Source organism: Undibacterium sp. GrIS 1.8 (assembly GCF_040544445.1).
Lineage (GTDB): Bacteria > Pseudomonadota > Gammaproteobacteria > Burkholderiales > Burkholderiaceae_D > Undibacterium.
The window spans coordinates 1-13,157 of the sequence record NZ_JBEONQ010000076.1 but is presented as its reverse complement, the minus strand read 5'-3'; the positions used below and the strand labels follow the sequence as shown (position 1 = coordinate 13,157).

Genomic DNA, 13,157 nt, shown 5'->3' with positions numbered 1-13,157 from the left:
GGCAACTTTCGACTGGCTGGTCAAAAGGCAGAATGCTATCGCATCTGACCCTTTGACTTTTTATTCAATGTTGCTCTTCGTACTTGAATCCGCCGCATTATTTCTGTAAAAAATAGGGGAGTATATGGTTTTCCTCGAGGTTTTTAGTTTGGGAGTCAGGTGTGACAAACGTCGATAGCATGTTAAAAGCCATCTTGATTGAAGACGAGCAAGCGGTGCGTCTGGCAACTGCACAGACCTTGGAGTTGGGCGGGTTCCAAGTACATGCATGCGCTAGTGCCGAGGCGGCACAGGTTTATTTGCAGCCAGAATTTAGCGGGATTGTTGTGACAGATGTGCGCTTGCCTGGTCAATCAGGTTTGGACGTGCTGGCACAAGTGGCGGCACTGGATGCTGATTTGCCTGTGATTTTGATTACGGGTCACGGCGATGTCAGCATGGCGGTGGCGGCAATGCGCAATGGTGCGTATGACTTTATCGAAAAACCGTTTGCGGCTGATCGCTTATTAAACACCTGTTTGCGCGCGCAAGAGAAGCGCCGTCTGGTCATGGACAATCGCACGCTCAAGCAACAAGTTGTTAGCCAGTCTGCGTTACCAGAGTTGATCGGGCAAACCGCCGCGATTGAGCAGGTGCGCAAATTTATCCGAACGATAGGCTCGACTCAGGCAGATGTATTGATCAACGGCGCCACGGGTACCGGCAAAGAAGTCGTCGCCCGGCAATTGCATCTGGCCAGCGGACGTACAGGCGAATTTGTAGCCATCAATTGCGGTGCATTGCCCGAGTCGATGTTTGAGAGCGAAATGTTCGGTCATGAGGCCGGCGCTTTCACCAGCGCCCAAAAGCGTCGCATCGGTAAGCTGGAATACGCCAACGGCGGCACTATTTTTCTGGATGAAATCGAAAGTATGCCGCTGGCTTTGCAGGTCAAACTCTTGCGTGTGCTACAAGAGCGCAAGCTGGAGCGACTGGGTGGTAATGCACAAATTACGTTGGATTGCCGCATCATCGCCGCCAGCAAATTAGATTTGTTGCAATTGAGCGCAGAAGCTAAGTTCCGCGAAGATTTGTATTACCGCATCAGTGTCGTCAGTCTCGAGCTGCCACATCTGAATGAACGCCGCGAGGATATTCCCTTACTGCTGGCGCATTTCTTAAAGTTGGCGGCGATCCGGTATCAGCAAGCGGCACCGCTGATTCCTACTGCGCAGATGCTGCAATGGCAGCAGCGCGACTGGCCCGGTAATGTGCGTGAGCTGCGCAACTTTGCGGATAAATTAGTGCTGGGAGTCGCTGATATAAACCTGATGCACGTCAATCAGGACAATCTGAACACTAACGATGCGCCATTGACCAAAATTTCTACTGCAAATTCGAACGTAAATTTGAACGCTAATTTGAATATAAGTGATGCTCTGCCAAAACGCATAGAGGAGTTTGAGGCGACGCTGATTCAGCAAGCCTTGCAACAGCAAGACGGCAATGTCGCTTCGGCGGCGGAGCAGTTAGGGATTCCGAAAAAAACGCTGTATGACAAACTGAAAAAATATCAGTTGTCGTTTAAGCCTGCTGCTGATTGATATAGCTGTAATGCCCATCCATAGCGGTAAAAAATTACCTCACTCTAAATAAATATCCTACAATCCTCGCTCGCTAAGGTTCGACCCTTCCTATACTTTGTCCGCCAGAGGATTCAGATGTATTCAGCTACATTTATCTTTAATAAAAAGCAGTACGACGCAGAGTTTTATGCGCTGGATCAAGCGATTGCCGAAGTCGCCAAACAAACTACAGGTTATATCGGGGAAGAGGCTTGGGAGAATGTAGCGACCGGACAAATTTCTAATGTCTATTATTGGGAGACCATGGACGGCTTACATGCATTGATGCAGCATCCCAAACATCTGGAGGCAAAAGCCGCGCAAGCCAACTGGCTGGACGGTTATCAAGTGGTTATTGCTCAGGTCTTGCGTGCTTATGGCGACGGATTAATTCCACATCCAACGGCTGGATTTGTGAATCATTAAGGTGCTGCTAAAACAGTGCTTCACTCATGACTGACCCAAAATGAAATAAGGCTAGGCTCCCTCCATGCGATTCCCGCCTGCGCAGAAGCGACGAAAAAAATAGTTTTGCAGCCTGCGCTCTGCCTTCCTTCAAGGGTTTTTAGAGGGTCTTATTGGACGGCTTGCAACAAGCTTACGGTCTAAATTCAATTCAGGTCTTGATCGGACTAACAATTCTCATACTAAATCCCAAGCTAAATCTGAGCCTACATGGTGTAAACTTAAACCATGCAAACTTATCTCCCTTTTCTTGCCGCTGCACTATATATCGCTTGCAGCTTTATCCCCGGCCAGCGCCGCCTGCTGGATTCTATGACGACGATTGCTGGCTGGCTGGTGCATGCAGCGGCTTTGTATCTGACTATTTTTATGCCGAACGAGTTGCGGGTGGGGTTTGCCGTAATGTTGTCAGCCGCATTGTGGGTATCTGTATTTGTTTACTGGTTGGAGAGTCGTAATTTATCCTTAGATGGTTTGAAAGTATTGCTACTGCCTAATGCGGCAATCATGGCGATCTTGCCTGTCTTCTTCCCAGGTAGTTTGGTCGCGATGGCAGGCAAGCCTGCGATGTTTCCCTGGCATATTGCGATTGCCTTGCTGTCTTACAGTACATTAACGATCGCTGCTTTCCATGCCGTTGTAATGACTTTGCAAGATGCTCATCTGCACAAGCAAGCTAGCAAAGCGACACCGCCTTGGCTTAGCAAGGCGATAGAGCGCTTACCTGCTTTGCTGATGATGGAAAAAATTCTGTTCCGTCTGGTGGCGATGGGATTTGTTTTATTGACCCTGACTGTTTTGTCCGGCATCGTATTTTCAGAGCAAGTCTTGGGCGTGGCGTTTAAATGGGATCATAAAACCATTTTGTCGCTGTTCTCCTGGATGTTGTTTGGTATTTTGCTGATAGGTCGCCGCTGGCGCGGATGGCGTGGGAAAACGGTATTGAGTTTTACCCTAAGCGGTTTTTTAACCTTGTTACTTGCCTACGTCGGTAGCCGGTTTGTCTTAGAAGTGATATTGCACAGGAGCCTGTCATGAAGTTCTTAATGTGGCTGGTGCTTGCCGTGTTGGTGGTGTTGGCTTTGCGTAAAAAAAGTTCAACAATCTCATCGGCTCAGCAACAAGCACCTTTGGATGGCGGGTCAACTGGCTCAAGTCCTAATCCCAACCCTAATTCGGCAAATCAACATGCCGAGACTATGGTTTGTTGTGAGCATTGCCAGGTGTATGTGCCCTCGTCCGAGGCAGTGTACCGGCAGCAGCAAGTGTTTTGTAGCGTCGCCCATGCAGACTTGCATTAGACCGCTGCATTAAATGTCCAGCTCCGCTAGCTCCTCCTCTTTACCTAGCGCCACTTTCTGGCGTTCCCTTCAGACCCTGAATGTGTCTCGGGTGGTCGTTGCCATCGTGTTGTTTGGTTATATGAGCCTGAAGGGCGGTAAAGAAATATGGTTGACGGAGTACACCGTATTCACTCAGGCTTGTACCGCCTACCTGATCATCGCCATTTTCTTTGTCCTGATTAAAATTAATTATCAGCGACGGTTTATGCTGCAATTAGCGAGCCAGATTGCACTCGATGTCATTATTATTTCTATTATTTATCTGGCCTCTGGCGGTAATAAAAGTGGCTTAGCAATTCTGTATATATTTCCCTTAGCGGGCGTCGGTATTCTGGCTCCCTTATTGTGGGGTTTATTTTTTGCAGCCTTTGTTACTTTATTTTTATTAGTAGAGAGTATTTATCGGGTTTTGCAGCAAGAAGATTCCAGCCTGACATCACAAGCCGGTTTGTATGGTGCAGCTTATTTTGCGGTGGTATTTGTACTCAACCGCTTAGCAAAAAATCTGATCCAGCAAGAGGCTTTGGCAGCACAGCGTGGCAAAGCGCTGGCGATACAACAGGCGATTAATCGCCTGGTAATTGCCGATATGGGCGATGGTATTTTAGTTATCGACCAGACTGAACATTTAGTTGAAATGAATCCAGCAGCAGAGCGCATGTTGGGCGCACGCCTGATCCAGCAAGCCAGCCGCGCCCGTTTGCGCGATATTCCTGCTTTGCGACCAATAGCTGAGGTTTTGTCGAGCAGAAATGACTCTACGCTCAATACCAAGACTATTCATACTGGCATCATGCCGTGGACGGTGGGTGAAGATATTTCGTTCATCTCTATCCGGCAATTAAACGATGCCACGATTGATGCCAGTTCACCAGAAAACCTGAATCGGTCTGATTTAGTGACGCATTTGAAATTGCGCTTTGTAGATGTCGATAGTGCAGATATTGCAGGGTTTAGCCATGAGCAGGGCACGTACACCATTATCTTTATGCAGGATGTATCGGATATCGAGAATCAGGCACAGCAATTAAAGCTAGCGTCAATGGGACGTTTGACGGCGAGTATTGCGCATGAAGTCAGAAATCCTTTGTCGTCGATTTCTTATGCCGCCTCGTTGTTGGGTGAGGATATGTCTAACCCGGTACAAGCGCGGCGCCTGCTAAAAATTGTGGATGATAATGTCGGACGCTTAAACCAGTTGATCGAGGATATTCTTAAGTTATCACGCAAGGCGCAGGCAGATACGAAGCCGTTTTCTTTGTTGCCTTTTATCACTGAGATTGTGCAAGACTTTGTGGAGACACGTGGCTTGGATCCACATTTGATTTATACGGATAGGTCAGTTACTTTCCATATTGTGTTTGATCCCGGCCATTTGCGAGAAATTGTGGTTAACCTGCTGTCGAATGCTGTGCGTTATGCCAGTGGTAAGCCAGGCAGCATTCGGATTTATGCGCAATTGAGTGCGATCAACCGGCAAGAGTTGCATATTCAGGATGATGGCCCTGGCATCGGTGCAGAAGTGCGCTCACATTTGTTCGAGCCTTTTTACACGACATCCAGTAAAGGTACCGGTTTAGGTTTGTATATGGCGCGTGAACTATGTTTGAATAATCATGCTTTGCTTGATTATGAATACCATACGGATGATCCTTACTCATTATTTGGTGAATCAAAAGGCCGTTTTGTGGTTAACTTCACTTTGATCGACTCTTCTCCTTCTTAAGTTGCGATAACTAAGCAGGGTGAACTAAGTTGCATGCACTAAGGCGCATAAAGATACGAGTAAATATGAATAATAAAGAGTTGAACTCTAAAGATTTGCCAGGCAGTCCACGCATTCTTGTTGTGGATGATGAGGCGCATCTGCGCGAGTTGCTGGAAATTACTCTGATCAAGATGGGATTGGACGTAGATAGCGCCGAGACACTCGCGGTAGCACGTAATTATTTATCCAAAACCAGTTATGCCTTAATCCTGACTGATATGCGCTTACCGGATGGTTCTGGCATGGAGTTAGTCCAGGACGTTAACAGCCATTATAAAAATACGCCGATTGCTGTGATTACCGCTTTTGGCAGCGCTGACAACGCAGTGGTTGCCCTTAAGGCAGGTGCCTTTGATTACGTGTCTAAGCCGGTGGCACTGGATCAGTTGCGTAAGCTGGTCAGATCAGCTTTGCAGTTGGGCGAAATCCGTACAGCACATGACATTCAAGATGGTAATGATAGCAAGCAAGCAGAGCGCATCCTACCTTCTGGTTTGATCGGACGTTCTGAGGCGCTACAGCATGTTCGCTCCCAAATCACCAGACTGGCGCGCAGCATGGCACCAGTCATCATCACTGGAGAATCAGGTAGCGGTAAAGAGCTGGCAGCGCGTGAGATACACAATAATAGTGCGCGTGCGGACAAAGCATTTATTGCCGTTAATTGTGGTGCCATCCCAGAGGCCTTGATGGAGGCGGAATTTTTTGGTTATCGCAAAGGTGCGTTCACTGGCGCCAGTGATGACCGTGATGGTTTTTTTCAGGCGGCGAGCGGCGGTACGCTGATGTTGGATGAGGTTGCTGATTTGCCGCTGGCGATGCAAGTCAAGCTGTTGCGTGCGATACAAGAGAGGCGAGTCCGCAAGGTCGGCGCGACTAACGAAGAGCCTGTCGATGTCCGTATTATTAGCGCGACTCACCAAAACCTGGCTAATTGCGTGACGGCAGGTAAATTTCGCCAAGATTTATATTACCGCCTGAATGTCATTGAGTTGCATTTGCCTCCGCTACGTGAGCGTTTAGGGGATGTGGCAGAATTGGCGCAAGGTATTTTGCGACGTCTTTCTACCCCAGAACTTTCTAATTCTGGCGCTGCTACCTTACTATCTGATGAGGCGCTGCAAGCTTTGGCCGCCTATGATTTTCCGGGTAATGTGCGCGAACTGGAGAATATTCTGGAGCGTGCGTTGGCATTTGCGAATGATGGTTGTATTGAGGTCAGTGATCTGGCTTTGCGTCCTGCGACAAAAGCATTACCAGTACTTTCACCAGCAATGACGAGCCTGCCTGACACGCCTGAAACATCGGCTCCTGCAGAGGTGCTAAACCCAAGCCATGCGATTGAAACTAACTCTGCCGCTTTGTCCCCGTACCAGAATGCGCATCATGTAGCGCCTGTCGTTAGCGTCACGGATAACGGGAAAAATATTTTCATCGAGCCTGATTTACCATGTTCTCTGCCAGATTATCTGGAGCGGATAGAGAAGGAAGTTATTCGCCGCGCACTGGTTAAGACGCGCAATAACCGCACACAAGCGGCAGAATTACTGGGAGTAAGTTTCCGGCAATTGCGTTACCAGATACAAAAACTGAAGATTCATGACCCGGAGTAAATCGGGTCATTTGACTATGTCAACTCCATTAAATCCATCAAGCTCGGCAAGGCAGACGAACTCGGCATCTTCGAGCACAACTATCGGGTTAGATGCGGATGGTTGGTATTCATTAGCAACGCGGCTGCCGTCTTCTAATTTTGATGCTCGCTCCGAGCATTCCGAAGTTTCACTGCTGGTAATTCACAACATCAGCTTGCCTGCCGGTCAATTTGGCGGCTCTGCAATTCCCGATTTATTCTTAAATCAGCTTGATTACTCAATGCACCCCAGTTTGGAGTCCTTGCGCGGCATACGCGTGTCTAGCCATTTTTTGATACGCCGTGATGGAAGCTTATTGCAGTTCGTCTCAACCGCGGCACGGGCCTGGCATGCGGGTGTTTCGCAGTTCAATGGAGAGTCTGGCTGTAACGATTTTTCTGTAGGCATAGAGCTTGAGGGGACTGATACTAAGGAGTTTGAAGCTGGGCAATATCAGACCCTGGCATCGCTCAGTTACGCCCTATGCCAAAAACTACCTATCCGTCACATCGTTGGACATCAAGATATTGCTCCTGGAAGGAAGACTGACCCCGGCCCCTATTTTGACTGGAAACAATATAAAAAATTATTGGATCAAGAATTTAGGTTAGTGCTTACTCATGCTGCACCAAGCTTTCCATTCATGCTTTGAGATTGTCAATCAACAAACCCAGCTGTCGTAAAAAAATAATTCTCTTTTTAACAAAAAAAGCGATTGCACATCTCCCTCTCTGGCACTAGAATTAGTGCAAATCAAATCTTCTGCACTACATCTAGTGGTTTGGTTTAAATAATGCTGCTGTTAATCCTGTTTCACTTGATCTTGTTTTTACCCCGGTTTTATTGTCATAAATGATTTATAAAACAGAGACTTGGATCAGATTTTGAATTCACACTGAATTTATATTGCTTGACTCAAATGGAGTAAAAACCTAATTCAAGACAGTAGGTAATTCCAGTAAATACAAACCAAACGCAGTAAATCAAACGTAGTTGAGCAACTTAGTTCGGTAACTTAGTTGAAAAAATAAGCATTGCGATCGAGATCATCGGTCTCAAAACACGAAGTACGACGTAAACACAATTCACGCTGACCCCGGAGGCCAAATGCACTCTTCAATAGAAACATCAACACCAATCACATCTGATCTGTCGGCTTTACAGTCGCATGCAGTTAACCATGCGCCAGTTTCGCAAGCTACCAGTTACAGTGACTACCGCATCATTCGCCGGAATGGTGCTGTGGTTGGTTTTGAGCCTTCCAAAATCGCAATCGCTGTGACTAAAGCCTTTTTGGCAGTTAACGGCGGCCAAGGTGCGGCGTCTGCCCGTATCCGTGAATTGGTAGAGCAATTAACTGCTAGCGTCGTGTCTGCTTTGGTACGCAGACAGCCAACTGGCGGTACGTTTCATATTGAAGATATCCAGGATCAAGTTGAATTAGCACTGATGCGTTCTGGCGAACATGATGTGGCACGTGCCTATGTTTTGTATCGTGCCAAGCGTCAAGATGAGCGCCGCCAGCAACTAGAATCGCAACAGGCATCCAAGACCGATATCGCAGTACCGCAAATTCATGTGATCGTTGATGGTCAACCTACGGTGCTGGATATCGCACAAGTTCGTAACTTGATTACAGCTGCTTGCGTTGGTTTGGATAAGTTGGCCGATCCAGAAGCAATTCTGGCAGAAACCTTAAAGAATTTGTACGATGGCGTGCCAGTTGAAGAGCTGCATAAATCGGCTATTTTGGCTGCCCGCGCTTTGATGGAAAAAGAGCCTGCCTATAGTCAGGTTACAGCACGTTTGTTGTTGCATACAGTTCGTAAAGAGGTATTTGGTAAAGAAGTTGCGCAACAAGCAGCGGCGGCAGAATACGTTGACTACTTCCCTAAATTTATCAAAAAGGGTATTGAAGCAGAGTTGTTGGATGCAAAATTAGGTCAGTTCGATTTGAAAAAGCTTGCCAACGCGCTGGTTGCTGATCGTGATTTGCAATTTGGTTACATCGGTCTGCAAACTTTGTACGATCGTTACTTCTTGCATGTACGTGGAACACGGATTGAGATGCCGCAAGCCTTTTACATGCGTGTTGCGATGGGTCTTGCTATTAGCGAGATTGATCGTGAAGCTCGTGCAATTGAGTTTTATAATTTATTGTCTAGCTTTGATTTTATGAGTTCGACTCCGACTTTGTTCAACTCAGGTACACAGCGTTCACAACTGTCCTCTTGCTACTTGACTACGGTCGCGGATGATCTGGATGGTATTTACGAAGCGATCAAAGAAAACGCTCTGCTGGCGAAATATGCAGGTGGTTTGGGCAATGACTGGACGCCAGTCCGCTCACTCGGCGCACATATTAAAGGAACTAACGGTAAATCCCAAGGCGTCGTGCCTTTCCTGAAAGTCGTCAACGACACAGCCGTTGCGGTCAACCAAGGTGGTAAGCGTAAAGGTGCAGTCTGCGCTTATCTGGAAACCTGGCACATGGATATTGAGGAATTTCTTGATCTGCGTAAAAACACTGGCGATGATCGTCGTCGTACGCATGACATGAATACCGCTAACTGGATTCCTGACTTGTTCATGAAGCGTGTTATGGAAAAAGGCGACTGGACTTTATTCTCGCCGTCCGATGTACCTGACTTGCATGAGAAGTTTGGCAAAGCTTTCGAACAGGCTTACGTTGCTTATGAAGCTAAAGCGGCGAGCGGTGAGCTGGAACTATCCAAAAAAATCCCTGCGCTAGACTTGTGGCGCAAGATGTTATCCATGCTGTTTGAGACTGGTCATCCATGGATTACATTTAAAGACCCATGCAATATTCGCTCGCCACAACAACATGTGGGCGTAGTTCACTCATCTAATTTGTGCACCGAAATCACACTCAACACAAACGACAGCGAGATCGCAGTATGTAATTTAGGTTCGGTCAATATGCCAGCGCACATGAAGGACGGCAAACTCGATCACATCAAGTTACAAAAAACTATCCGCACAGCGATGCGCATGCTGGATAACGTGATCGACATCAACTATTATGCAGTTAAGAAAGCGCGTGACTCCAACTTACGTCATCGTCCGGTTGGTCTCGGTATTATGGGTTTTCAGGATTGCTTGCACATGATGCGCATACCTTATGCCTCAATGGATGCAGTGCAATTTGCTGATAACTCGATGGAAGCAGTGTGCTATTACGCTTATCTGGCATCGTCTGAGTTGGCAGAAGAGCGCGGCGCTTACAGCTCATATCGTGGTTCTTTGTGGGATCGTGGCATTCTCCCGCAAGATTCTCTGAAGCTGTTAGCAGAAGAGCGCGGTGGTTATCTGGAGGTCGATTATTCTGAAACGATGGATTGGTCTGTTATCCGTAATCGTATTAAACAGTTCGGTATGCGTAACTCCAACTGTGTAGCGATTGCTCCTACAGCGACGATTTCTAACATTATTGGTGTATCGGCTTGTATCGAACCGACTTATCAAAACTTGTATGTAAAATCGAATTTGTCTGGTGAGTTTACTGAGATTAATGAATCCTTGGTGCGTGATCTGAAAGCACGTGGTTTATGGGACGAAGTCATGATCGCTGATCTGAAATACTTCGACGGTAGCCTGGCAAAGATTGATCGTATCCCGCAAGACCTGCGAGAATTATATGCAACTGCATTTGAAGTTAGTCCATCCTGGTTGGTAGAAGCTGCATCACGTCGCCAGAAATGGATAGATCAAGCGCAGTCACTGAATATTTACATGTCAGGCGCCTCCGGTAAAAAACTGGACGAGACTTATAAGTTAGCTTGGTTGCGTGGTCTGAAAACCACTTACTACCTGCGTACGATAGGTGCGACTCATACTGAAAAGTCCACAAGTAAAACCGGTGCACTGAATGCAGTTGCCGTGGATGGCAGCGGCGGATATTCTGCTAGCGCAGAAGTGCCTGTAGCTACTGCATCAGAAGCCGATGGTGCTGCTTGCTACTTGCGTCCTGGCGATGCCGGTTTCGAAGAGTGCGAAGCTTGTCAGTAATTGCGGGAAGTGAATTAGCCGCTCATCAGTAAATAAGCGGTTAACTAACAAAACTGCTGCAACTGCAGCAAGTGATCAAGGGTGAGAGGCAGAGCGATAATGCTCGCTCCATCTGAAAATCTGAAAACGATAGAATTATTTAGTAAGTGAATTTAAGGAATATACCAATGCTTTCTTGGGATGAAGAAGTCGCTCCAGCAGCGCCGATGGCTCCAGCGACACCAGCGATGCCAGCGATCAATACCCGTATGCCATTACCAGAGCTTGCTGCAATAGTTGCACCGATAAAATCTGTTGAGGCTGCACCTGCAGAGGTTGCACGTCGCGTTAATGCTGCCGATAAGCGGATTATCAATGGACAAACTGATGTCAATCAGCTTGTGCCGTTTAAATATAAATGGGCATGGGACAAATACCTAGCGGGTTGCGCTAACCACTGGATGCCGCAAGAAATCAATATGCAGCGTGATATTGAACTTTGGAAAAGTCCAAATGGTTTGACAGAAGACGAACGTCGTTTAGTCAAACGTAATCTGGGTTTCTTTGTGACCGCTGATTCCCTGGCCGCGAACAATATTGTGCTGGGTACTTACCGCCACATCACCGCACCAGAATGCCGTCAGTATTTGTTACGTCAAGCCTTTGAAGAGGCGATTCATACTCATGCTTATCAATATATCGTTGAGTCGTTGGGTTTGGACGAGGCAGAAATCTTCAATGCTTACAATGAAGTTGAGTCGATTCGTGATAAAGATCAGTTCCTGATCCCGTTCATCAACGCATTGACCGATCCGGAATTTAAGACCGGTACGATGGAGACAGATCAGACTTTGTTAAAGTCCTTAATCGTCTTTGCATGCTTGATGGAAGGTCTGTTTTTCTACGTCGGCTTTACACAAATTTTGGCGCTCGGTCGTCAAAATAAAATGATGGGCGCAGCAGAACAATATCAATATATTTTGCGTGATGAATCGATGCACTGCAATTTCGGAATTGATTTGATCAACACGATCAAGATGGAAAATCCGCATTTGTGGACAGCGACATTTCGTGATGAAATTAAATCGTTGTTTTTGCGTGCGGTGGAGTTGGAATATCGCTACGCAGAGGATACAATGCCGCGTGGAGTGCTTGGTTTGAATGCGCCGATGTTCAAAGGATATTTACGATTCATCGCTAATCGCCGCGCACAACAAATTGGACTTGATACTTTGTTCCCGCAGGAAGAAAATCCGTTTCCGTGGATGAGCGAAATGATAGACCTGAAAAAAGAACGCAACTTTTTTGAAACACGTGTGATTGAGTACCAAACTGGCGGAGCGCTCAACTGGGAATAACAGTTGAAAAACAGTGAAAATAATTTCCGCCAAAATTCAGATTAGTCTGGATGCCTTACTCAAATTCGCATGACGTGTAAAACGCGAGAGGCCTCACCAAACTGAATGGACAGTCATAGACCGAATCGATCTACTCTGTTTGTGCCGCGACACCACGCAAGTGTCGCGGCTTTTGGTTTTGGAAAAACTCCTGCAATACAAAATACCGACGCCGGCATTGATTAATGCGGGCGTTTTTTTTGGCTGTTTGTTTTGCTTGATTCTGATATTGGTATCCGCAACTGTGCTGGCAAGCGCTGGATTGTGATACCCGGGATACGGAATCGCCTTCAAAAGCCATATGGCTGAAGTGCTGCATCAATAGAGGAGATGCAGCAGTTCAGCCGGTGCCGCATTCATTAGCGCAAACAACAGTTTGTTTGTGCCCATGAATAATCCGCTCGCCTTATTGTTTTAATGAGCGGATTTAATTGATCAATTTTTTCCATCTCATGAAGGAGAAACAAAATGGCAACAGGACCAAAACCACCAGAGGCAAAGAAAGCCCCTGCAAAAAAAGCAGCAGCTAAGCCAGCGGTAAAAGCAGCAGCGAAACCTGCAGCAAAAGCAGCAGCTAAGCCAGCAGCTAAAAAAGTTGTAGCTAAGCCAGCAGTAAAAGCAGCAGCTAAGCCAGTCGCAAAAAAAGCGGTAGCTAAGCCAGCAGCAAAAGCAGCAGCGAAGCCAGCAGCTAAAAAAGTTGTAGCTAAGCCAGCAGCAAAAGCAGCAGCTAAGCCAGTCGCTAAAAAAGCGGTAGCAAAGCCGGCAGCGAAAGCAGCAGCGAAGCCAGTCGCTAAAAAAGCGGTAGCAAAGCCAGCAGCAAAAGCAGCAGCTAAGCCAGTCGCTAAAAAAGCGGTAGCAAAGCCAGCAGCGAAAGCAGCAGCGAAGCCAGTCGCCAAAAAAGCGGTAGCAAAGCCAGCAGCGAAAGCAGCAGCGAAGCC

At 47.1% G+C, this 13,157-nt stretch carries 10 protein-coding genes; all 10 read left to right on the top strand.

All coding sequences use genetic code 11. The features are described 5' to 3' along the window. Window positions 1-179: 179 nt before the first annotated feature. A complete protein-coding gene (locus AAKU64_RS21060) occupies window positions 180-1,583 on the top strand; it encodes a sigma-54-dependent transcriptional regulator (RefSeq protein WP_354362940.1) in 1,404 nt (467 codons plus the stop codon). Window positions 1,584-1,700: 117 nt separating this feature from the next. Then, window positions 1,701-2,030 (top strand): antibiotic biosynthesis monooxygenase family protein, encoded by a 330-nt coding sequence (locus AAKU64_RS21055; protein WP_354333957.1) that lies wholly within the window; start codon window positions 1,701-1,703, stop codon window positions 2,028-2,030. Between the two features lie 267 nt (window positions 2,031-2,297). Further along, window positions 2,298-3,107 (top strand): cytochrome C assembly family protein, encoded by an 810-nt coding sequence (locus AAKU64_RS21050; RefSeq protein WP_354362939.1) that lies wholly within the window; start codon window positions 2,298-2,300, stop codon window positions 3,105-3,107. Next, on the top strand, window positions 3,104-3,370 hold the full coding sequence (locus tag AAKU64_RS21045) for a PP0621 family protein (protein WP_354362937.1): 267 nt from the start codon (window positions 3,104-3,106) through the stop codon (window positions 3,368-3,370). Before AAKU64_RS21050 ends, AAKU64_RS21045 begins: the two co-directional genes overlap by 4 nt. Before the next feature lie 13 nt (window positions 3,371-3,383). Next, the gene (locus AAKU64_RS21040; protein ID WP_354362936.1) at window positions 3,384-5,138 is read left to right on the top strand and encodes a two-component system sensor histidine kinase NtrB; all 1,755 of its coding nucleotides are present in this window, start codon (window positions 3,384-3,386) and stop codon (window positions 5,136-5,138) included. A gap of 65 nt (window positions 5,139-5,203) precedes the next feature. After that, window positions 5,204-6,793: a sigma-54-dependent transcriptional regulator gene (locus AAKU64_RS21035; RefSeq protein WP_354362935.1), complete on the top strand. Its 1,590-nt coding sequence runs from the start codon at window positions 5,204-5,206 to the stop codon at window positions 6,791-6,793. Window positions 6,794-6,809: 16 nt separating this feature from the next. Continuing rightward, window positions 6,810-7,466 carry a 1,6-anhydro-N-acetylmuramyl-L-alanine amidase AmpD gene (gene ampD / locus AAKU64_RS21030; RefSeq protein WP_354362933.1) on the top strand — a complete coding sequence of 219 codons (657 nt, stop codon included), beginning with the start codon at window positions 6,810-6,812 and terminating at the stop codon, window positions 7,464-7,466. A gap of 455 nt (window positions 7,467-7,921) precedes the next feature. Beyond that, window positions 7,922-10,843 carry a ribonucleoside-diphosphate reductase subunit alpha gene (locus tag AAKU64_RS21025; protein WP_354333946.1) on the top strand — a complete coding sequence of 974 codons (2,922 nt, stop codon included), beginning with the start codon at window positions 7,922-7,924 and terminating at the stop codon, window positions 10,841-10,843. Between the two features lie 167 nt (window positions 10,844-11,010). After that, on the top strand, window positions 11,011-12,180 hold the full coding sequence (locus AAKU64_RS21020; RefSeq protein ID WP_354333944.1) for a ribonucleotide-diphosphate reductase subunit beta: 1,170 nt from the start codon (window positions 11,011-11,013) through the stop codon (window positions 12,178-12,180). Window positions 12,181-12,687: 507 nt separating this feature from the next. Further along, window positions 12,688-13,157, top strand: a 470-nt coding sequence (locus AAKU64_RS21015) for a hypothetical protein (protein ID WP_354362932.1), incomplete at its 3' end; no start/stop codon positions are given.

What these genes read in the sequence shown, in the direction of transcription:
- AAKU64_RS21035 (WP_354362935.1), top strand. Translation starts at nt 5,204, where the DNA reads ATGAATAATAAAGAGTTGAACTCTAAAGATTTGCCAGGCAGTCCACGC.
- AAKU64_RS21025 (WP_354333946.1), top strand. Translation starts at nt 7,922, where the DNA reads ATGCACTCTTCAATAGAAACATCAACACCAATCACATCTGATCTGTCG.
- AAKU64_RS21050 (WP_354362939.1), top strand. Translation starts at nt 2,298, where the DNA reads ATGCAAACTTATCTCCCTTTTCTTGCCGCTGCACTATATATCGCTTGC.
- AAKU64_RS21020 (WP_354333944.1), top strand. Translation starts at nt 11,011, where the DNA reads ATGCTTTCTTGGGATGAAGAAGTCGCTCCAGCAGCGCCGATGGCTCCA.
- AAKU64_RS21045 (WP_354362937.1), top strand. Translation starts at nt 3,104, where the DNA reads ATGAAGTTCTTAATGTGGCTGGTGCTTGCCGTGTTGGTGGTGTTGGCT.
- AAKU64_RS21060 (WP_354362940.1), top strand. Translation starts at nt 180, where the DNA reads ATGTTAAAAGCCATCTTGATTGAAGACGAGCAAGCGGTGCGTCTGGCA.
- AAKU64_RS21055 (WP_354333957.1), top strand. Translation starts at nt 1,701, where the DNA reads ATGTATTCAGCTACATTTATCTTTAATAAAAAGCAGTACGACGCAGAG.
- AAKU64_RS21040 (WP_354362936.1), top strand. Translation starts at nt 3,384, where the DNA reads ATGTCCAGCTCCGCTAGCTCCTCCTCTTTACCTAGCGCCACTTTCTGG.
- ampD (WP_354362933.1), top strand. Translation starts at nt 6,810, where the DNA reads ATGTCAACTCCATTAAATCCATCAAGCTCGGCAAGGCAGACGAACTCG.